Source organism: Flavobacterium kayseriense, assembly GCF_014305095.1.
GTDB classification, from domain to species: domain Bacteria; phylum Bacteroidota; class Bacteroidia; order Flavobacteriales; family Flavobacteriaceae; genus Flavobacterium; species Flavobacterium kayseriense.
This window is the reverse complement of sequence record NZ_JACRUI010000004.1, coordinates 256,402-273,550: the sequence shown is the minus strand read 5'-3', so window position 1 is coordinate 273,550 and position 17,149 is coordinate 256,402. Positions and strand designations below refer to the sequence as shown.

At 34.5% G+C, this 17,149-nt stretch carries 15 protein-coding genes; 5 read left to right on the top strand and 10 right to left on the bottom strand.

Features of this window, described 5'->3' with window-relative positions:
* Positions 1-39: 39 nt before the first annotated feature.
* The 4 genes from ccoG (at position 40) to H8R22_RS12505 (ending at position 3,053) form a co-directional block, all read left to right on the top strand.
* A complete protein-coding gene (gene ccoG, locus H8R22_RS12520; protein WP_187010731.1) occupies positions 40-1,458 on the top strand; it encodes a cytochrome c oxidase accessory protein CcoG in 1,419 nt (472 codons plus the stop codon).
* A 48-nt stretch (positions 1,459-1,506) separates the two neighbouring features.
* Positions 1,507-2,007: a FixH family protein gene (locus tag H8R22_RS12515; protein WP_187010730.1), complete on the top strand. Its 501-nt coding sequence runs from the start codon at positions 1,507-1,509 to the stop codon at positions 2,005-2,007.
* 75 nt (positions 2,008-2,082) lie between these two features.
* A complete protein-coding gene (locus H8R22_RS12510; protein ID WP_187010729.1) occupies positions 2,083-2,784 on the top strand; it encodes a sulfite exporter TauE/SafE family protein in 702 nt (233 codons plus the stop codon).
* 35 nt (positions 2,785-2,819) lie between these two features.
* Positions 2,820-3,053, top strand: a complete 234-nt coding sequence (locus H8R22_RS12505; protein WP_187010728.1) for a YdcH family protein — start codon at positions 2,820-2,822, stop codon at positions 3,051-3,053.
* A 277-nt stretch (positions 3,054-3,330) separates the two neighbouring features.
* On the opposite strand, the gene hemN is transcribed toward H8R22_RS12505, so the two are convergent.
* The 6 genes from hemN to H8R22_RS12475 form a co-directional block, all read right to left on the bottom strand.
* Positions 3,331-4,695: an oxygen-independent coproporphyrinogen III oxidase gene (gene hemN / locus H8R22_RS12500; protein ID WP_187010727.1), complete on the bottom strand. Its 1,365-nt coding sequence runs from the start codon at positions 4,693-4,695 to the stop codon at positions 3,331-3,333.
* A gap of 165 nt (positions 4,696-4,860) precedes the next feature.
* The gene (locus tag H8R22_RS12495) at positions 4,861-6,858 is read right to left on the bottom strand and encodes a DUF349 domain-containing protein (RefSeq protein ID WP_187010726.1); all 1,998 of its coding nucleotides are present in this window, start codon (positions 6,856-6,858) and stop codon (positions 4,861-4,863) included.
* A gap of 306 nt (positions 6,859-7,164) precedes the next feature.
* Positions 7,165-7,914, bottom strand: coding sequence for a shikimate dehydrogenase family protein (locus H8R22_RS12490; protein ID WP_187010725.1), 750 nt, complete (start codon positions 7,912-7,914; stop codon positions 7,165-7,167).
* A complete protein-coding gene (locus H8R22_RS12485) occupies positions 7,911-9,311 on the bottom strand; it encodes a tetratricopeptide repeat protein (protein WP_187010724.1) in 1,401 nt (466 codons plus the stop codon). Before H8R22_RS12485 ends, H8R22_RS12490 begins: the two co-directional genes overlap by 4 nt.
* A gap of 129 nt (positions 9,312-9,440) precedes the next feature.
* Positions 9,441-10,634, bottom strand: coding sequence for an aspartate aminotransferase family protein (locus H8R22_RS12480; protein WP_187010723.1), 1,194 nt, complete (start codon positions 10,632-10,634; stop codon positions 9,441-9,443).
* A gap of 60 nt (positions 10,635-10,694) precedes the next feature.
* Entirely contained in the window at positions 10,695-12,326 is a 1,632-nt protein-coding gene (locus H8R22_RS12475) for an OstA-like protein (RefSeq protein WP_394368138.1), read from the bottom strand.
* Positions 12,327-12,621: 295 nt separating this feature from the next.
* Between H8R22_RS12475 and H8R22_RS12470 the strand changes: the two genes are divergently transcribed.
* Positions 12,622-14,493 carry an alpha-amylase family protein gene (locus tag H8R22_RS12470; protein WP_187010722.1) on the top strand — a complete coding sequence of 624 codons (1,872 nt, stop codon included), beginning with the start codon at positions 12,622-12,624 and terminating at the stop codon, positions 14,491-14,493.
* A 67-nt stretch (positions 14,494-14,560) separates the two neighbouring features.
* Here the strand turns inward: H8R22_RS12470 and H8R22_RS12465 are convergent, their stop codons facing one another.
* From H8R22_RS12465 to H8R22_RS12450, 4 genes are read right to left on the bottom strand one after another with little or no spacing between them, the layout of a single operon-like run.
* Positions 14,561-15,337: a superoxide dismutase gene (locus H8R22_RS12465; protein ID WP_187010721.1), complete on the bottom strand. Its 777-nt coding sequence runs from the start codon at positions 15,335-15,337 to the stop codon at positions 14,561-14,563.
* 9 nt (positions 15,338-15,346) lie between these two features.
* The gene (locus H8R22_RS12460) at positions 15,347-15,616 is read right to left on the bottom strand and encodes an acyl-CoA-binding protein (protein WP_187010720.1); all 270 of its coding nucleotides are present in this window, start codon (positions 15,614-15,616) and stop codon (positions 15,347-15,349) included.
* Positions 15,609-16,268, bottom strand: a complete 660-nt coding sequence (locus H8R22_RS12455) for a phosphatidylserine decarboxylase family protein (RefSeq protein WP_187010719.1) — start codon at positions 16,266-16,268, stop codon at positions 15,609-15,611. The genes H8R22_RS12460 and H8R22_RS12455 overlap by 8 nt, the downstream gene beginning before the upstream one ends.
* A complete protein-coding gene (locus H8R22_RS12450; protein WP_187010718.1) occupies positions 16,258-17,148 on the bottom strand; it encodes a phosphatidate cytidylyltransferase in 891 nt (296 codons plus the stop codon). Before H8R22_RS12450 ends, H8R22_RS12455 begins: the two co-directional genes overlap by 11 nt.
* Position 17,149 lies beyond the last annotated feature (1 nt).

Below are 17,149 nucleotides of genomic sequence, written 5' to 3'. Positions count from 1 at the left end.
TAAACGGTATCAGAAGGTAGAATTAAAATACCAATCAAAATGTCAAAATTACCAGACGAAGCGTTTAGAGATACAATTGGAACTATTGATCAAGAAGGTAAAAGAAAATTTATTTTTCCCAAGAAGCCCTCTGGCAAGTTCTATGATTATCGCAAATGGGTAAGTTATTTTTTACTGGTTGTTTTAGTTGCCAATCCGTTTATAAAGATTAATGGTAACCAATTCATGTTATTCAACATATTAGAACGCCGTTTTAATATTTTTGGATTTCCTTTTTGGCCACAAGATTTTTACATTTTTGTTTTGTTTATGATCGTAGGCGTAGTCTTTGTGATTTTGTTTACAGTGATTTTTGGGCGCATTTTTTGTGGATGGATTTGTCCCCAAACCATATTTCTAGAAATGGTTTTTAGAAGAATTGAATATTGGATAGAAGGAGATCGTGGTGCCCAAATCAGGTTGTCAAAACAAGAATGGAATGCCGAAAAAATAAGAAAGAAAGGCATCAAATGGTTTATTTTTCTTATTATTTCTTTCGCTATTGCCAATGTGTTTTTGGCTTATTTAATTGGTAGTGATGAGCTAATCCAAATGATTGAAGATGGACCGGAAACACATACCAGTACCTTAATTGCACTATCTATTTTTACTGGAGTTTTCTATTTTATATTTGTATGGTTTAGAGAGCAAGTCTGCATTATTGCATGTCCTTACGGAAGATTGCAAGGGGTCTTGCTAGATAATAAATCAATTAATGTTGCTTACGATTTTGTACGTGGCGAAAAAGAAGCAGGAAGAGCTAAATTCAGTAAGCAAGAGGATAGAGCTACTACGGGAAAAGGGGATTGCATTGATTGTAAACAATGTGTAAATGTTTGTCCTACTGGAATCGATATTCGTAACGGTACACAATTAGAATGTGTAAACTGTACCGCATGTATTGATGAATGTGATGTGATTATGGAAACCGTAGGTCTGCCAAAAGGATTGATTCGCTATGCCTCTGAAGACGAAATAGAGAAAAAAGAGCCTTTTAAGTTTACCGCTAGAATGAAAGGGTATTCAGCTATTTTATTAATATTAGTTGGTATTTTGACAGGGTTATTGTTTTTACGTACTGAAGTTGAGGCTGTTATTTTAAGATTGCCTGGGCAATTATTTGAACATAAAGGTGATAATATTAGCAATGTGTATACCTACAAAGTGATTAATAAAACAAATAATGATTTTAAAGACATTCATTTTGAATTGGTAGGAATAAAAGGAACACTTAAACTTGTGGGTAACCAACATTTAAAAGTAGTGAAACAGGGAATGACTAGCGGGACGATGTTTATCGAAGTCAATCAGTATTTATTAGAAAGTGATAAGACCAAATTGAGGATTGAAGTATATGAAGGCGATAGAAGAATAGAAACTGCCGTAACGAGTTTCTTAAGTCCGCGATCTTTTGACTAATTATATAAAAAATCAGCATAATATTAATATAGTGAACCTAGAGAAATAATGGAAAATTATAGTAACGAAACTTCGGCAATTACCAGCGATAAAAAGAAATTTAGAATTAATTGGGGGGGCGGAATTGTGATTGCAATAGCGCTTTTTATGTCCTTCATTTTGTATTTCGTGATTAAAGTACAATCTAATTCTAAATATGATAACGAATTAGTAGTCGAAGAGTATTACAAGCACGACGCTAAATTTGGTGACGAAATGGTACGCGTTCAAAATGCGCATGATTTAACCCAAAAGCCTACATTCACTAAAACAACTGAAGGCGTTACTTTAGAATTCCCTACTGTATTTGAGCCAAGTAAAATTAAAGGTAAAGTATCCTTATATAGACCGTCTATGAAAAATTTAGATTTTGAAATTCCCATTTCGCTATCTAATCCAACTTTGCTCATACCTAAATCAAAATTGGTAGGCGGTCGATGGGATATTAATATGGAATGGGAGTATAACGGAAAAGCATACTTAAGTAAAGAGACACTTTATATAGATTAGATTATTGAAGTATCAATGTTTCAGAGCTGCTAAGAAACTAAATTTCTAAGTAGATCTTAATTCAAAAATATTAAAATGCTGTACACCGCTTTCTTGTTTGGATTAATAAGTAGTTTGCATTGCGTTGGGATGTGTGGTCCTATTGCGATGATGCTGCCTGTGGATCGCAATAATAAAACAAAAAAAGCAATTCAAATCATTACCTATCATTTAGGTAGACTAGCTGCTTATGGTACTATAGGATTGATTTTTGGTTTAGTAGGAAAGGGTTTTTTTATGGCTGGACTACAACAAAATATGTCGATATTTATTGGAGTAGCAATGATAGTAGTAGTACTCGTTCCTGAGAGATCGTTTGCTAAATACAACTTTTCAAAGCCAGTATTCAAATTAATTTCTAATGTAAAACAGCATCTTGGTGCTCAGTTCAAAAATAAAAGTTACAAATCCCTATTTACAATTGGTTTGTTAAATGGCTTTTTACCTTGTGGTATGGTGTATGTGGCACTTTTTGGTGCAATAGCCATGCAATCAGCAAGTCTAGGAGTAGTGTATATGGTATTATTTGGACTAGGGACGGTTCCTATGATGAGTGCAGTGGTTTATGTGAATTCATTTGTTACAATACCACTTCGAAACAGGATTCAAAAAGCAATTCCTTATGTTGCTGTTTTTATAGGGTGTTTGTTTATTTTAAGAGGTTTAGGATTAGGGATTCCTTATGTTTCCCCTTCTAATATGAGCTTGTTTGTACAAGCCGAACCCAATTGTCATTGAAAAAAGCATTTTAATTTAATATAAAACTAACCAACATGGAAAGACATGATCTAGTACACGAATTCCCAGAATACGCTGAGAAAATTCACGAAATGAAACAAAGTGATGCACATTTTAGAAAATTATTTGATGAATATAATGAAATGGAACATGAAGTACACCGCGTTAATACAGATACAGAGGTGGTTACTGATGGGCATGCACATGAATTAAAAGCCAAACTATTGTTTTTGAAAGATGAATTGTATGCAATGCTAAATAAAGAATAGAACAGTAACTTACTTTCTTTAGAAAACTAAAATTCGCAAATTAAGATTTTATTAAAATCTTAATTTGCGAATTTTTACTGTACTGTTGAAGTTTAATTTTTAACATTCCCTTTTATATAGAGCCCAATTGTCAATTAGAATACTCCCCAATTGTTAGTTCGACCACATTTCAATAATCAGTTCAAAAGGGCAGGAATTTGTCAGTTCGAGCGGAGTCGAGAACCATCATAATGTTTTTACTACGCCTGATACGATAAAAAAAGAACTAAATCAGTCATTATATTGTCATAGAGAATAATTTTGTATCTGGTGCTTTTCGTTTTAATAGCACATCAAACGCCATACAAATGTTACGCACATAAGGTTTACCAGCCTCTGTAACTTGCATTCCCTCTTTATTCAATACAACTAATCCATCATCTTCCATCTCTTTTAGCTCTATTACTATCTCTGGAATTTCCTTAAAATAGGTACTGCGCTCTTTCCATGATGTTTCAAATTGGCACATTAGGTTCAAAATATGCTTTCTGATAATAAGATCTTCGGTGGTTAATAAGTGACCTCTGTAAATAGGTAATTTGTCCCATTCTAACAATTGGTAATAGTCCTCTAAGTTTTTTTCATTTTGCGCAAAGCTATACCAGCTATCGCTTATCGATGAAACCCCTAGTCCAATCATTAGTTTTGTTTTAGAGGCGCTGTATCCCATGAAATTACGGTGCAATGCTCCATTTTTAAAAGCAGTGTATAATGAGTCCGTTTCTAGAGCAAAATGATCCATACCTATTTCATGATAGCCATTCTTAAGTAATAATTCTTTTCCTACCTGGTACAATTGTCTTTTCTCTTGATCTTGAGGGATGTCTTCGTCTTTAAAACCGCGTTGTCCATTACCTTTAATCCACGGGACATGAGCATAACTATAAAATGCAAGTCTATCTGGTTGCAAGGATTTTGTTTTCTCTATAGTGTCAATCACATCCTCTACAGTTTGGAAGGGAAGTCCAAAAATAATGTCATGACCAATTGAAGTATAGCCTATTTCTCTAGCCCAAAAAGTAACTTTAGCTACATTATGAAACGGTTGTTCTCTATGGATGGCTTTTTGTACTTTAGGCGAATAATCTTGAACGCCAAAACTAACCCGTCTAAATCCTAAATCATAGAGTTTTTGTAAATGAGCGTGGGAAGTATTGTTTGGGTGACCTTCAAAACTAAATTCATAATTGGGTGCTTTTGCAGCATAGCTAAAGATACCGTTGATCAAGTCTTCTAAATTTTTAGGAGAGAAAAAAGTAGGTGTGCCTCCCCCTAAATGAATTTCTTTGATAATGGGTTTTTCGTCAAGTAATTTGCAGTACAAACTCCATTCTTTTATGATTGCTTCTAAATAAGGATGCTCTACATCATGATTTTTTGTAATTCGTTTATTGCAACCACAAAAAGTACACATGCTTTCACAAAACGGCAGATGAATGTATAAACTAACGCCTTCGTTGCTATTACTTTCAATAAAAGATTTCTTAAAAGTTTCTATCCAAGTTTCATAAGTAAAGTCAGCTTCGTTCCAGTAAGGAACGGTAGGGTAACTAGTGTATCTAGGACCTGGAACATTGTATTTTTGAATCAGGGAATTTTTCATAATCTGTCTTTTTACTTCCCTCAAAAATAGAGGAATTAGGCTAGATGTAAAATGATAATTATCATATTCAATTACGCTAATGAACGCTAATTAGTAGTAGTAAGGCATCAAAAAACCTCAAACTAATGACTAGAATGAGGTTTTTATGGTTTTATTTTAAACTATTTATTCATGCTTTAAACTACGCAATTGCTTTAGTTTTTCCTTCCACGTGTCTAAACTTTCTTTGTGAATGGCAATGTTCTTACGAACCTCTAAAACAATAGAATTTTCCTTTTTAGCATTTCTCGTATTGGTAAAAAACTGAATATTGTTCTCTAATTGAAAAATTTCATTTTGTACTTCTTCAATTTTACGCATAATAAAAATTTTCTCTCCCTCTAATTTTCTGGTATCATTACTGTCTGCCAAGCTGTCGATTCTATTGGCAAAACGCATCATATCAGAATCTTTTTTACTTAAGCTTAACTTGTCAAAAAGAGCATCTAATATTTTATTAAACTTCCCTTCAATATGTCTTTTTGGAAAAGGAACCTTACCAATATTTTTCCAATTTTCTATGTGTAGTTTTATAGCGTCAAGATCGGTTTTATGGTCTCCTACTAACTGAAAAGCTCGTAGTTCTTCTAAGTAAGCCTTCTTATTTTCAAAAGCAGCCACTTCTTCAGCATTATCCTCGCTTTTGTGTTCTTTTAAATTGTCAAAATAGGCATTACAAGCCGCCTTAAATTCAGCCCAAATTTTATCAGAGTATTTTCTTGGAACATGACCTATTTTTTTCCACTCTTCTTGAATTTGTTTCATTACAGGAGTAGTAGCAGCAAAATCTTCGCTGTCTTTTAGCTCTTGTGCTTTTGCAACAAGTGCATTCTTTTTAGCTAAATTATCGTTTTGTTCTTTTTTAATATCCTTGTAGAAGGAGTTTTTAAAAGAGTTAAAATTTCTCACAGCTGTCTTAAAGGCATCCCAGGTTGCTTCATTAACGTCTGACGGAACTTTTCCAGCTTCAAAAAAAGCAGTTCTTAAAGCTTCCACTTTTTCAATTTGCCCTAACCATTGCGAGTGAGCATTAACTTTCACCGTTGCCAAAGTTTCTATTTGGCTTATAATTTCTTTTTTCTTTTCTAAGTTTTCAAGTTCAGTACCTCTCATTTTTTCAAATAAAAGTTCTCTCTTGTCATGCATTTGTTTGGTCAAATCGCTAAACTGATTCCAGATCGCATCTCTATGTTCTCTTGATACAGGTCCTATGTCCTCTTTCCAAATTTTATGTAAATCTTGTAATTCCCTAAATGCTTTATTCACATCTGTTTCCTGAACTAATTCCTCTACACGAGCAACTATTTTCTGCTTCAATTCTAGATTGTGTTTAAAATCTAAATCTCTCGCTTCTCGGTCAAGGTGCAAGTAATCATAAAAATTTTCAACATGAAAATGGTAATTATTCCACACGTGGTTGTACTTGTCCTTTGGAATCGGACCTGCATTTTTCCATCGTTCTCTCAGTTCATTAAAGTGTTTTAAGGTGTCCTTAATGTTTTCGTTGGGATTTATCAGCTCTTTCAACTCTTCTACGACTGCTAATCTATTTTCTAGATTCGTTTGTAAATTTGTTTGTAAGCTCTTAAAATGTGCATTTTTATTATCTCTGTATTTCGAATAACTTTCATCAAATTTCACCTTAAGCGGAGAGTGGTAATGAAAATCTTCTGTAGTATCGGGATTTTCAGTATGAAATTCTTCTTTCTTTTCTTCAATAAAATGATTGAATTTAGCTAAAAATACTTTCTTTATTTCCTCAACATGTTCTTTTATAGATAGTACCTTGTCTGTAGCAACCAGTTTTTGTAATTCGGTTACAAGCGCCTCCATCGATAAGGTATCATATTCCAACATAGGAATCTCATGACGCTCTCTTACCGATTCATCCTCACCTTCCTCGGCATTCGAATCATCAATGGCACTCAAGGCTTTTTGATTTTCGTGTTCTACAACAGTAGTAGCATCAGCTACATCTACTGACGTGTTGGCATCTACGCTACTTACTTCTTCAGTAGTTATCGCGTCTTCTATTACAGCGTTTTCAGATGGGTTGGATTCCATCGATTCGCTTACTACATTTCCATCTGCCTCTTGCAGGTTATCATTCGTTTCTTCTAACATTTTGTCAATGTTTAAGGTTTGTACTCAATTATAGGTGACGAAAGATAGTAAAGCAGCAGGAAATTACAAAATAAATCCTTTATTTATAGTCGTTTTACACTGAGATTTAGTTGTTTTTGGAGCTGTTTCCTGCTATCCACTGTATCTTTTTTATCTCTAAAAAGGAGATAAAAAAGGATGTCGTTCCTATCAGGGCTAGTGAATAATGCTTTAATTCACTGTTGGGATTGATCAAAAAATCCTGTTTTAACTCCGCTAGCTCGCTAGTGCAGTTACAACAGGATGTAAATATATTTGGGTAAAAATTTATTTATTCCAAATTTCCCATGATTTTTCAGCTTGATACACTAGCATATCATAACCGTTTTTGGTAGTCGCGCCTTTTACTTTTGCTTGGCGTAAAAACTGAGTTTCTTCAGGGTTATAAATAAGATCGTAAGCAATGTGTTTGTCTGTAAACAACTCGTACGGTATAGCAGGCGATGCTTCAATGTCAGGACTTGTACCAATAGGGGTACAGTTAATTACAATTTGGTAATTATCAAATGTAATAGCAGTTAGACTTGCATAATCAATGGTGTTCTCTTTACCTCCTCGAGAGACAAAAGTATACGTAATACCCAGCTCCTCTAGTGCAAAAGCGATTCCTTTTGATGCGCCTCCGGTACCTAATATTAGCGCTCTTTGATGATGCGGTTTTAAAAGGGGTTGTATCGATTTCTTAAAACCGTAATAATCGGTGTTGTATCCTTTTAGCTTTCCTTTTTTTGTGATCTTTATCGTATTTACTGCTCCAATACGAGCGGCTTTTTTAGATAAGGAGTCTAAATGAGACAGTACAGCTTCTTTATAAGGAATCGTGACATTGATTCCTTTTATATCCGATCCATTTGCTACAATAACAGGAAATTCACTAATATCTTGCAAATCGAAATTTTCGTAGGTGCAACCATCTAAATTTTCATTCTTGAATTTTTCAGTAAAATAGCCTCTCGAGAACGAGTAACTTATGTTGCGACCAAGTAAACCAAAACGTTTTTTTAGGGACTCGATCATTCTATTTTTTTGTATTTGGCAATATAATTCTGAACTGTTTTATTAGACCAAACTACTGGAAAAAGGTCTTCTATCAAAATGTAATTATCAAACTTTAATCGCAACCCGTTGCTTAAGTGAAATTTAGCTTTAGTAGTATCCTGAATCATAAAATAAATTCCAGCAAGGCGGTACTCGATCTCGTTTTCCTCAGGATAGAATTCAGTGGCTTGCAATAAGGTCTGAATGGCACTTTCAAATTCACCTAGAAACTGTAAAATGTCAACCCAAAATAACCATGTGTCTAATTCGGTATCACCAAATTCAACCGCTTTTCTAAAACCAAACTCTGCTTCTTCAAAAAAGTTCATCTGTTTGTTTATAGTGGCATAACGCTTCCAATACAAATTATTTTGATTGTCGATTGCAAGCGCTTTATTGACATAAAACAATGCTTTTTGATAGTTTTTTTGACGGACATAAAAGTCTGTAATAGCAATCCATCCTTTATCTAGAAGAGGGTCTTCATGAACGGTTTGATTATAAAATTGCAATGCTAGTGCAGTATTACCTAGTTTTTCATGACATTTCCCAATGCGAAGTAGCGCATAGGAAGTCGCATCATCTAGCTCAATGGTTCGCGTATAACTTGCAATTGCTTCTTCATAACGTTTTAGACGTTCACATGCTTTAGCTCTCTCCATGAAAGCACCTAGGAACTCATCATCGATTAACGTGGCATAATCAAAAGCACGAATAGCATTTTCGTAATCCTTGACACCGTAGTACAAGCGACCCATTTGGTGCCATGCAATTTCACTATATGGGTTTTTGTCAATGTACTTATTTAAGAATGCAATAGCATCTAAGTTTTGATCCAAAAATTCATAGCAATACACAACGTTGTATAAAGCCGATTGATCTTCGAGGTCTTCTTCAAGACATTTTATGAAATTCTGTTTTGCTAATTCAAAATTGTCCATGAATAAGTATTCCATTCCAATTAAATTATACACATCGGCATAATCATCCGTGAACTGTAAAGCTATTTTTAGCAATTCAACCGCCTTTTCATGTTGGTCTCTTTTTGAACAAATATTTGCTTTTTGAATGTAAATTTCTTCATTGTTAGGTTCAATTGCATACAACTCATTTAAGAGTTTTTCTGCAATTTCTAGTTTGTCGTCATACACCAACATCTCTACCTGTACTAGTTTTAAACCAGTAGATTTGGGGTGTTGATCTAAGGCTAATTTTAACGCTTTTTTAGCTAGAGCGGCCTTTCCCATATCAAGATAATGAAGAATTATTTCTTCAAATTCTTCTGAGTCAAAAAAGAGCACTTTGTTGGTTTTCAACATAGACTCAAATTTGGATAGTGATTTGCTGTAATCTTCTTCTTCGTTGCTTAATTGCATACTTGTTTTTTTGAATTTGGCCTACTTTAAAGGTAGGGTTCCTTACTATTTTTGTGAAGAAAAATTTGAATTGTTGTGAACAATTTAATTAACAATCAATCAAAAGTTAATGTGCATTGTTCAGGGTACTTATTTTTCAATCGTCATTAGGACTTCGTCCATCACTTCTATTATTATCGCACAACCTTCCTTTATTTCTTCTTCAGAGATCGTCAAAGGAGGTGTGATTCGTATGGCGCAACCTTCAAAAAGGAGCCAAAATAATATGAGTCCGCGATCTTGACATTTTAAGATCACTTGGTTAGTAACATCTGGACTGCTAGTCATTGCTGCTAACATTAATCCTTTTCCTCTAACTTCCTCTATCAAAGGATGTACCAAAAGCGTTCTAAATAGTATTTCCTTTTCTATGGCTTGCTGCATCAAGTCAGTCTCAGTAATTTCTTTCAACGTAGCGAGACATGCTGCCGCAATGACAGGATGTCCGCCAAAGGTTGTTATGTGTCCTAATTTTGGATTATCACTTAATAAATCCATCATCTCTCCAGAGGCTGTGAAGGCACCTACTGGCATTCCGCCACCCATTCCTTTTCCCATAACAACCACATCTGGTACTACATCGTAGTTTTGGAAACCAAATAATTTTCCTGTCCTTCCAAATCCAGGTTGGATCTCATCTAAAATCATTAGGGCACCTACTGCACTGCAACGTTCTCGAACTTTCTTTAAAAAATCATTATTAGGTTGTATGAATCCGGCGCCACCTTGTATAGTTTCTAGTAATACTCCTGCCGTTTTAGAAGTTATTTTCTCTAAATCAGCTTCATTATTAAAAGTTATAAAATCAACATCCGGAATCAAAGGCCTGAAAATTTGTTTTCTCTCCTCAAATCCCATCACACTCATTGACCCCATGGTGTTACCGTGGTACGCATTGTGGCAAGAAATGAGTTGGCTGCGACCTGTAACACGTCGCGCTAACTTTAGTGCACCCTCGATAGCCTCGGTTCCTGAGTTAACTAAGTACGTTTTATCTAGTGGTGCTGGCAGTAAAGAAGCCATTAATTTACAGTATTCAACTGCAGGACTTTGTGAATATTCGCCATAAACCATTACATGCGAGTATTTGTCAAGTTGATCTTTAATTGCTTGGTTTACTCGTGGCGGTTGATGGCCTAAGGTGCAAGCAGATACTCCTGCTACAAAATCTAGGTATTTCTTATTGTTGGTGTCGTATATGTAAGAACCTTTTGCGTAGGAAACTTCCATTCCAAGAGGATAAGGCGATGTTTGCGCTTGGTATTTTATAAAATCGTTTTTCAACTGTGCTAAATTTAAATATTGTACTGATTTGCTGCCTTTTGTAAAGCGACTTCCCTTGTACTATTTTGTCTTCTTCTTTTTATCGTAATCTAATGTTTCTTTTCTAACTTTCAATGGTGTATTTTTTTTCGCTTCTTCGGCTTTTCCTTCTTTTATCATCTTATCATTAAGATTGTTTTCTTCCTCACTAAAAATATCGTCCTTGGATTTTATTCGTTCGTCGCCTCGCCAAGCTAATCCACGTAATACTCTACCGTTTTCAGGTAATTCTGTTTCAGGGAAAATATCGCCGTCAACTTGATTAAAGAAAGTGATAGTTTCAATACCTTTATCTTCAAAAATTAAATTGATTTTACTACTCTTATTTTTGTTGATACCTATAAGTTCCTTGTCATCATTACGCATATAATAGACTACTTCAGTATTTTTAACTATATCAACATCATGTAATTGCCCTTCCTTAAATTTACCAAAGAGATTGAGTCCTTTGACCTGATTATAGCCGGTTCCTAAGGTGTCCCTCGAGACGAGAAAGGTATTATTGAGCACTTTTAGAGAGTCCAATTCTCTAGTAGTATTATTCCCTATTAAATGCATGAGGTCACCTGTGATCTGGTTTTCTCCATTCCATAAAATTGGATTTCCAATCAACTTGGTTAAAGCATTTTTTGCACTCGAGTGAATCGAATCACATTTTCCACTCATATCTGTTTTGAAAAAACGAACATTATTGTAAGCTCTAATAATTCTATTATCTTCTTTGCCAGTAACCATTAATCGTTTGCCATGAATGTAAACAGAGTCATTTTCGACAAAGTTAACTGCGACTGCTCGTTTAGTAACAAACATGGAGTCTTTTTGTTTGTAAATTTCGGCGTAATGTCCTTTTACAATACCTCGATTTACGGAGTCGGTGATTTTTACATTTCTAGTAGCCGATGCAAATTCTTTATTACGATCATAATACAAGCTATCACCTTGAATGAGGCGGTCATCGTATTTTATGTAGGATTTCCGCAGAAAGTGGGCTAGATTTTTTTTAGTATCATAAAAACCTTTTTCAGTATAAATATAATTGGATTTACTAGTGATGGTTGATGGGCCAAATAAATACGAGTGTCCTGAATTAGTGTAATAATCTAAATGATTAGACTTAATGACGTAGGTTTTATTAGTAATTGTAACGGCCGTTAAAAATTGAAACTTTTTTTGATTTACAAAATATTTACCAGCCTTGCTCACTAAAGTGTTCTCCTTATTAACGATGGTTCCTTTTGTATTATAAAATACTTCTTGAGTATTTCGATCAAAATTGATAGTATCAGTTGCTAAAGTCGCATCAGGGGAACTCATAAAAGCATCTCCAGTGGCAAATGCTTTTTTTGCATTTCCGCTATATTCGGCATATTTACTATTCAAAAATAAGGTATCACCTTGTACCAGTTGAACATTCCCAAAGGCCTTAATGTAATTTTCCTTCTGGAAATAGTAGGCTTTATTACAGGTTAAAACAACGCCATCATGGTTTACACGAACATTTCCTGTCAATAAAATGGCATCAGGGATGGTTAACTGATTTACATCAAAATAATCAGAATGCTCTACATTAATTTTCTTAGGTGCTTGCGCGAAAACGGCTTTGTAGGTAAGTAAAGACAAGATACAGTAAAAGAAAAAAACGAACTTTCTCAATGGATTTATTTTTTGTCAAATTTATGAAAAAGGAAGCAATCCTAATCGATATTAGTATTTATTTATAGTTGTTGCTGCGAGAGCTTTCTTTTTTAAAGTATTTGTAGCTGACAAGTTATAAACATATGTTTGTACTCACACGTTGTAGTTGACGTATGGTCTACATTTGGATAAATATTGAATCCGTTGTTGCATCTAGTTTAAAAAAAAATACATTAAATTTAAAAATTGATTTAATCCTTTAACTTGTAATTTGGCGGTGCAGAGGAGCTTTATTTGAAAACTAGATATAATAATGACAAAAAGAATAATAATTTTGGGCTTAGCCTTATCACTACTACAGGTAGGTTGTAAAACTAAAGATGTAAAAATGAACGAACAAAAAGAAACGCTAGCTGAGAAAAAAATAGTAGTCTATCAAGTATTTACGCGACTTTTTGGAAATAAAAACACCTCAAACAAACCTTGGGGAACGATAGAGGAGAATGGTGTAGGGAAGTTTAATGATTTTACACCACTAGCTTTGCAAGAAATAAAAGCTTTAGGAGTTAATTACATTTGGTATACTGGTGTTCCCCACCATGCCGTGATACGCGATTACACAGCTATTGGTATTTCTAACGATGATCCAGATGTTGTAAAAGGAAGAGCTGGTTCACCTTACGCTGTGAAAGATTACTATAATGTAAATCCCGATTTAGCAGTTAATCCAGCCAAACGATTAGAAGAATTTGAAGCTTTGATTGCCAGAACACATAATGCTGGAATGAAAGTTATTATTGATATTGTTCCCAACCACATTGCGCGCAAGTACGAGGGTAAAAACAATCCAAAGGGCGTAAAAGATTTTGGAGCCAACGATGATCAAACAGTCGAGTACAAAAGAGACAATAATTTCTATTATATTCCAAACACCAACTTTGAAGTGCCCGATACGGCAAAACCGTTAAATGGGGAAGAAAATAGGTTTAGCGATGCAAAGTTCAAAGAATTTCCTGCTAAATGGACTGGTAATGGTTCTCGATTAGCGAAACCCGATAAAAATGATTGGTACGAAACGGTGAAAGTGAACTACGGAATTCGTCCGGATGGTTCCAAAGATTTTCCGGAGCTGCCTACTGGTTATGACACAAAATCCGTTCGAGAGCATTTTGAGTTTTGGAAAGATAAAGAAGTACCGGATTCTTGGGAAAAATTCAAAGCAATTGCTTTGTATTGGACAGCCAAAGGTGTTGATGGCTTTAGATATGACATGGCCGAAATGGTTCCTTACGAATTTTGGAGTTACATGAACTCAGCGATTAAAATGGCTAATGAAGATGCTTTTTTAATGGCAGAGGTTTATAATCCTGCTGAATACCGGAATTACATTCATTTAGGTAAAATGGATTATTTGTATGATAAAGTAGAAACTTATGACAAACTTAAAGACGTTATACAAGGAAGGTCATGGCCGGATGATTTAACTCATATTCAAAACGGAATGAAAGATATTGAGCATCATATGTTGCACTTTTTAGATAATCATGATGAGCAACGTTTAGCTAGTCCTGAGTTTGCTGGATCTGGAGAAAAAGGGAAGCCTATGATGGTCGTTTCGGCAACAATTAGTACGTCACCAACCATGATTTACTTTGGGCAGGAAGTAGGAGAGGCGGGAAATGAGAATGCTGGTTTTGGGACTCATTCTAGAACCTCTATTTTTGATTATATAGGAGTGCCTTCTCATCAACGATGGATGAATGATGGAAAATTTGATGGAGGACAACTTACTGATGGAGAAAAAGACTTGCGTGATTTTTACAAACGCTTACTTAATTTTACGATAGCGAGCTCTGCCTTGATGGGAGATTATGAAGATTTACAATTTTATAACAGACCAATTACGGCCAATTACGATCCTCTTATCTATTCCTATGCTCGTTGGTCAACTGACGAAAAGCTAATTATTGTTTCTAACTTTTCATCGGACAAGACTAGTGATTTTGAGTTAAAGATACCTGCAACTATAATTCAAAAATGGAGCTTAGCTGATGGTCATTATATAGTTGTCGATCAACTGTATCAAAAGAATAAAGTAGTTCTGGATGTTGTAAGCGGCATAGGGAGTTTACATGTTCGTATAGCTCCATTGGAGTCTTTCATTTATCAATTAGATAAAAAGTAAGCAATGAACTAAAACAATAAAGCTGGTACTCCATGGAATACCAGCTTTTTTTATATCATTATATTAGTTAGTACTTTCGTCTGATGGCTGCTTCGTAGTTTTCGTTAATCTTTTTCCAATTAATAACATTAAAAAAGGAATCAATATAATTTCTGCGTCGGTATTGATACCCTAGATAGTAAGCATGTTCCCATAAATCTAATGCCATGATTGGTTTACCGGGCATAGGAGCATTTTTCATTAGTGGGTTATCTTGATTTTGCGAGGATGTTACTTGTAACTTTCCATATTTATCTACGATTAAAAACACCCATGCAGAACCAAATTGCTTAGTGGCTTCTCCTTTAAAAGTAGTTACAAAATTAGTGTAAGAACCAAAATCTCTTGTTATGACTGCTGCTAAAGTATCTGTAGGGGTCCCGCCAGTGTTTGGAGCCATAGACTTCCAATACAAACTGTGGTTGTAATAACCACCTGCATTGTTTCGCAGTTCAGTATCATTAGGGTCTACTTTGGCTAATATATCTTCAATCGATTGGTTCTCGTACTCGGTTCCTGCGATTGCTTGGTTAAGGTTGTTCGTGTAGGTAAGATAATGCTTAGAGTAATGCATCTCTAATGTTAGCGGAGATACGGTAGGAGCCAAGGCGTCATAGGCATAAGCAAGTTTTTCAACTTGAAAAGATCCTTCGTCGGCTTTTACGTCGTCAGCAAAACCTATAGTTACTTTTTCTTGAGCTGTAGGTAGCGGAACTTCAACTACTTCCGTTAGTTTTTTATCATTGCAAGAAGTTAAAAAACTAATTAATAATATGCTTGATAATAAAAAATTAATTTTTTTCATGATTGCGGTTTATTTCTTCAAAATAGAATTAATAATTTCAATATAATTTTCTTTGGCTTCATCAGCAGTAAGATGACTTATTTGCATCCAAGCATTTATCTTAAAAGCATCCCTAAGATGGTAGGCTGCACTTTGTCGCAAATCTACATGTCCAAAGGTAGCTTGTTTGTAAAAAGCATAGAGACGCAATTGCACATCTTGAGGTAAGGAGGCTTGAGTCATTCCAGAGGCGCTTAAAACAGCCTCTTGAAACCTAATTTCTAAATTGTTATTAGTCATTGTTTTTTACAGCAATGATTGTTTTTCCTCCAATTGCTTTTTGGTTTAAAACAACATCAACTTTAGTTCCTAAGGGTAAAAATAGATCTACTCTTGATCCAAACTTGATGAACCCTGCGTCAGTACCTTGTACTACTTGCATACCTTCTTCAGCATAATTAACAATTCTTCTGGCCAAAGCACCTGCAATTTGACGGTATAAAATAGCACCAAATGTGTTGTTTTCAATAACTACTGTAGTTCTCTCGTTCTCTTCACTAGCTTTAGGATGCCAAGCAACTAAAAATTTACCGGGATGGTATTTACTAAACTTGATTATACCATTCATAGCATATCGAGTTACGTGTACATTTATTGGTGACATAAAAATAGATACTTGTAGGCGCTTATCTTTAAAATATTCTCCTTCAAAAACTTCTTCAATAACCACAACTTTACCATCAACGGGCGCTAAAATTTGATTTTCATTTAAGATGAAAGCGCGTTTAGGGTTTCTGAAAAATTGTAGAATAATTATTAAAATCAATAATCCGCTACCTTGCAATAACCATTTAAGCCATTCGGTAGTTATAAAACGATCAGATAATAATAATACTGCAACAGTAAAAATCATTCCTAAAAAAATAGTCTTGGTTCCTTCTTTATGAAACATAATTTAAAATTTGGTAAAATAAAAATACAATTGGTGCTACAAATATAACACTATCTAGTCGATCTAGGATGCCTCCATGTCCTGGCATTATTTTTCCGCTGTCCTTAACTCCAGCAATACGCTTAAATTTAGATTCGATTAAATCTCCTATGGTTCCAAAAACACCTGCTAATAAAGCAATTATTGTCCATATTAAAATCGATTTTTCGCTAAAATTTGGGTTTGGTCTAATGTATAATTTTGAAATTAAATAACCTGCAAATACAGCAAATACTACTCCTCCTACAAATCCTTCAATTGTTTTTTTAGGAGATATGCGCTCAAAGAGTTTGTTTTTCCCTATGGATTTTCCAACAATGTAGGCAAAGGTATCATTAGTCCAAATGATAATAAATAAACCGATAATGATTTTAGGATTGTAATTATTGATCCCGAAGGATATTTTAGTGATAAAGATAAAAGGCAAGACGATATATCCTAAAAGGTAAAGGTATTTTGAGACCTTTGTAATGGATTGCACTTTGTCGTCAAACAACAACACCATACATTTTATAGATACAAACAGTGTTATTAATAGTAGAATGCTGTTAAGTAAAGGAATATCAACGTCTAGCCTTACGTCAATTCCAAAAAATTCGTTCAAATAAAGTTCGGATTCTGATCTGTAATAGCTCAATAAAGTAACCACACTGTAGATTAGAAATACGAATATTAGAGGTATGGTTTTACTTATTTGTACAAGAGCACAAAATTCATAAGCAGCAATAACTACAAAGACACCGAACAAAAGTATGAAGCTTTCAGTCGAATATAGTATAGAGGCTATTAATAAACTAATATAAACAGCGCCCGATAGTGCTCTCTTTAGAGTTTCGTTCATA

Bases quoted from the DNA above. Each gene is read 5' to 3' on its own strand.
- ccoG (WP_187010731.1), top strand. From the start codon at position 40: ATGTCAAAATTACCAGACGAAGCGTTTAGAGATACAATTGGAACTATT.
- H8R22_RS12515 (WP_187010730.1), top strand. From the start codon at position 1,507: ATGGAAAATTATAGTAACGAAACTTCGGCAATTACCAGCGATAAAAAG.
- H8R22_RS12510 (WP_187010729.1), top strand. From the start codon at position 2,083: ATGCTGTACACCGCTTTCTTGTTTGGATTAATAAGTAGTTTGCATTGC.
- H8R22_RS12505 (WP_187010728.1), top strand. From the start codon at position 2,820: ATGGAAAGACATGATCTAGTACACGAATTCCCAGAATACGCTGAGAAA.
- hemN (WP_187010727.1), bottom strand. From the start codon at position 4,695: ATGAAAAATTCCCTGATTCAAAAATACAATGTTCCAGGTCCTAGATAC.
- H8R22_RS12495 (WP_187010726.1), bottom strand. From the start codon at position 6,858: ATGTTAGAAGAAACGAATGATAACCTGCAAGAGGCAGATGGAAATGTA.
- H8R22_RS12490 (WP_187010725.1), bottom strand. From the start codon at position 7,914: ATGATCGAGTCCCTAAAAAAACGTTTTGGTTTACTTGGTCGCAACATA.
- H8R22_RS12485 (WP_187010724.1), bottom strand. From the start codon at position 9,311: ATGCAATTAAGCAACGAAGAAGAAGATTACAGCAAATCACTATCCAAA.
- H8R22_RS12470 (WP_187010722.1), top strand. From the start codon at position 12,622: ATGACAAAAAGAATAATAATTTTGGGCTTAGCCTTATCACTACTACAG.
- H8R22_RS12465 (WP_187010721.1), bottom strand. From the start codon at position 15,337: ATGAAAAAAATTAATTTTTTATTATCAAGCATATTATTAATTAGTTTT.
- H8R22_RS12460 (WP_187010720.1), bottom strand. From the start codon at position 15,616: ATGACTAATAACAATTTAGAAATTAGGTTTCAAGAGGCTGTTTTAAGC.
- H8R22_RS12455 (WP_187010719.1), bottom strand. From the start codon at position 16,268: ATGTTTCATAAAGAAGGAACCAAGACTATTTTTTTAGGAATGATTTTT.
- H8R22_RS12450 (WP_187010718.1), bottom strand. From the start codon at position 17,148: ATGAACGAAACTCTAAAGAGAGCACTATCGGGCGCTGTTTATATTAGT.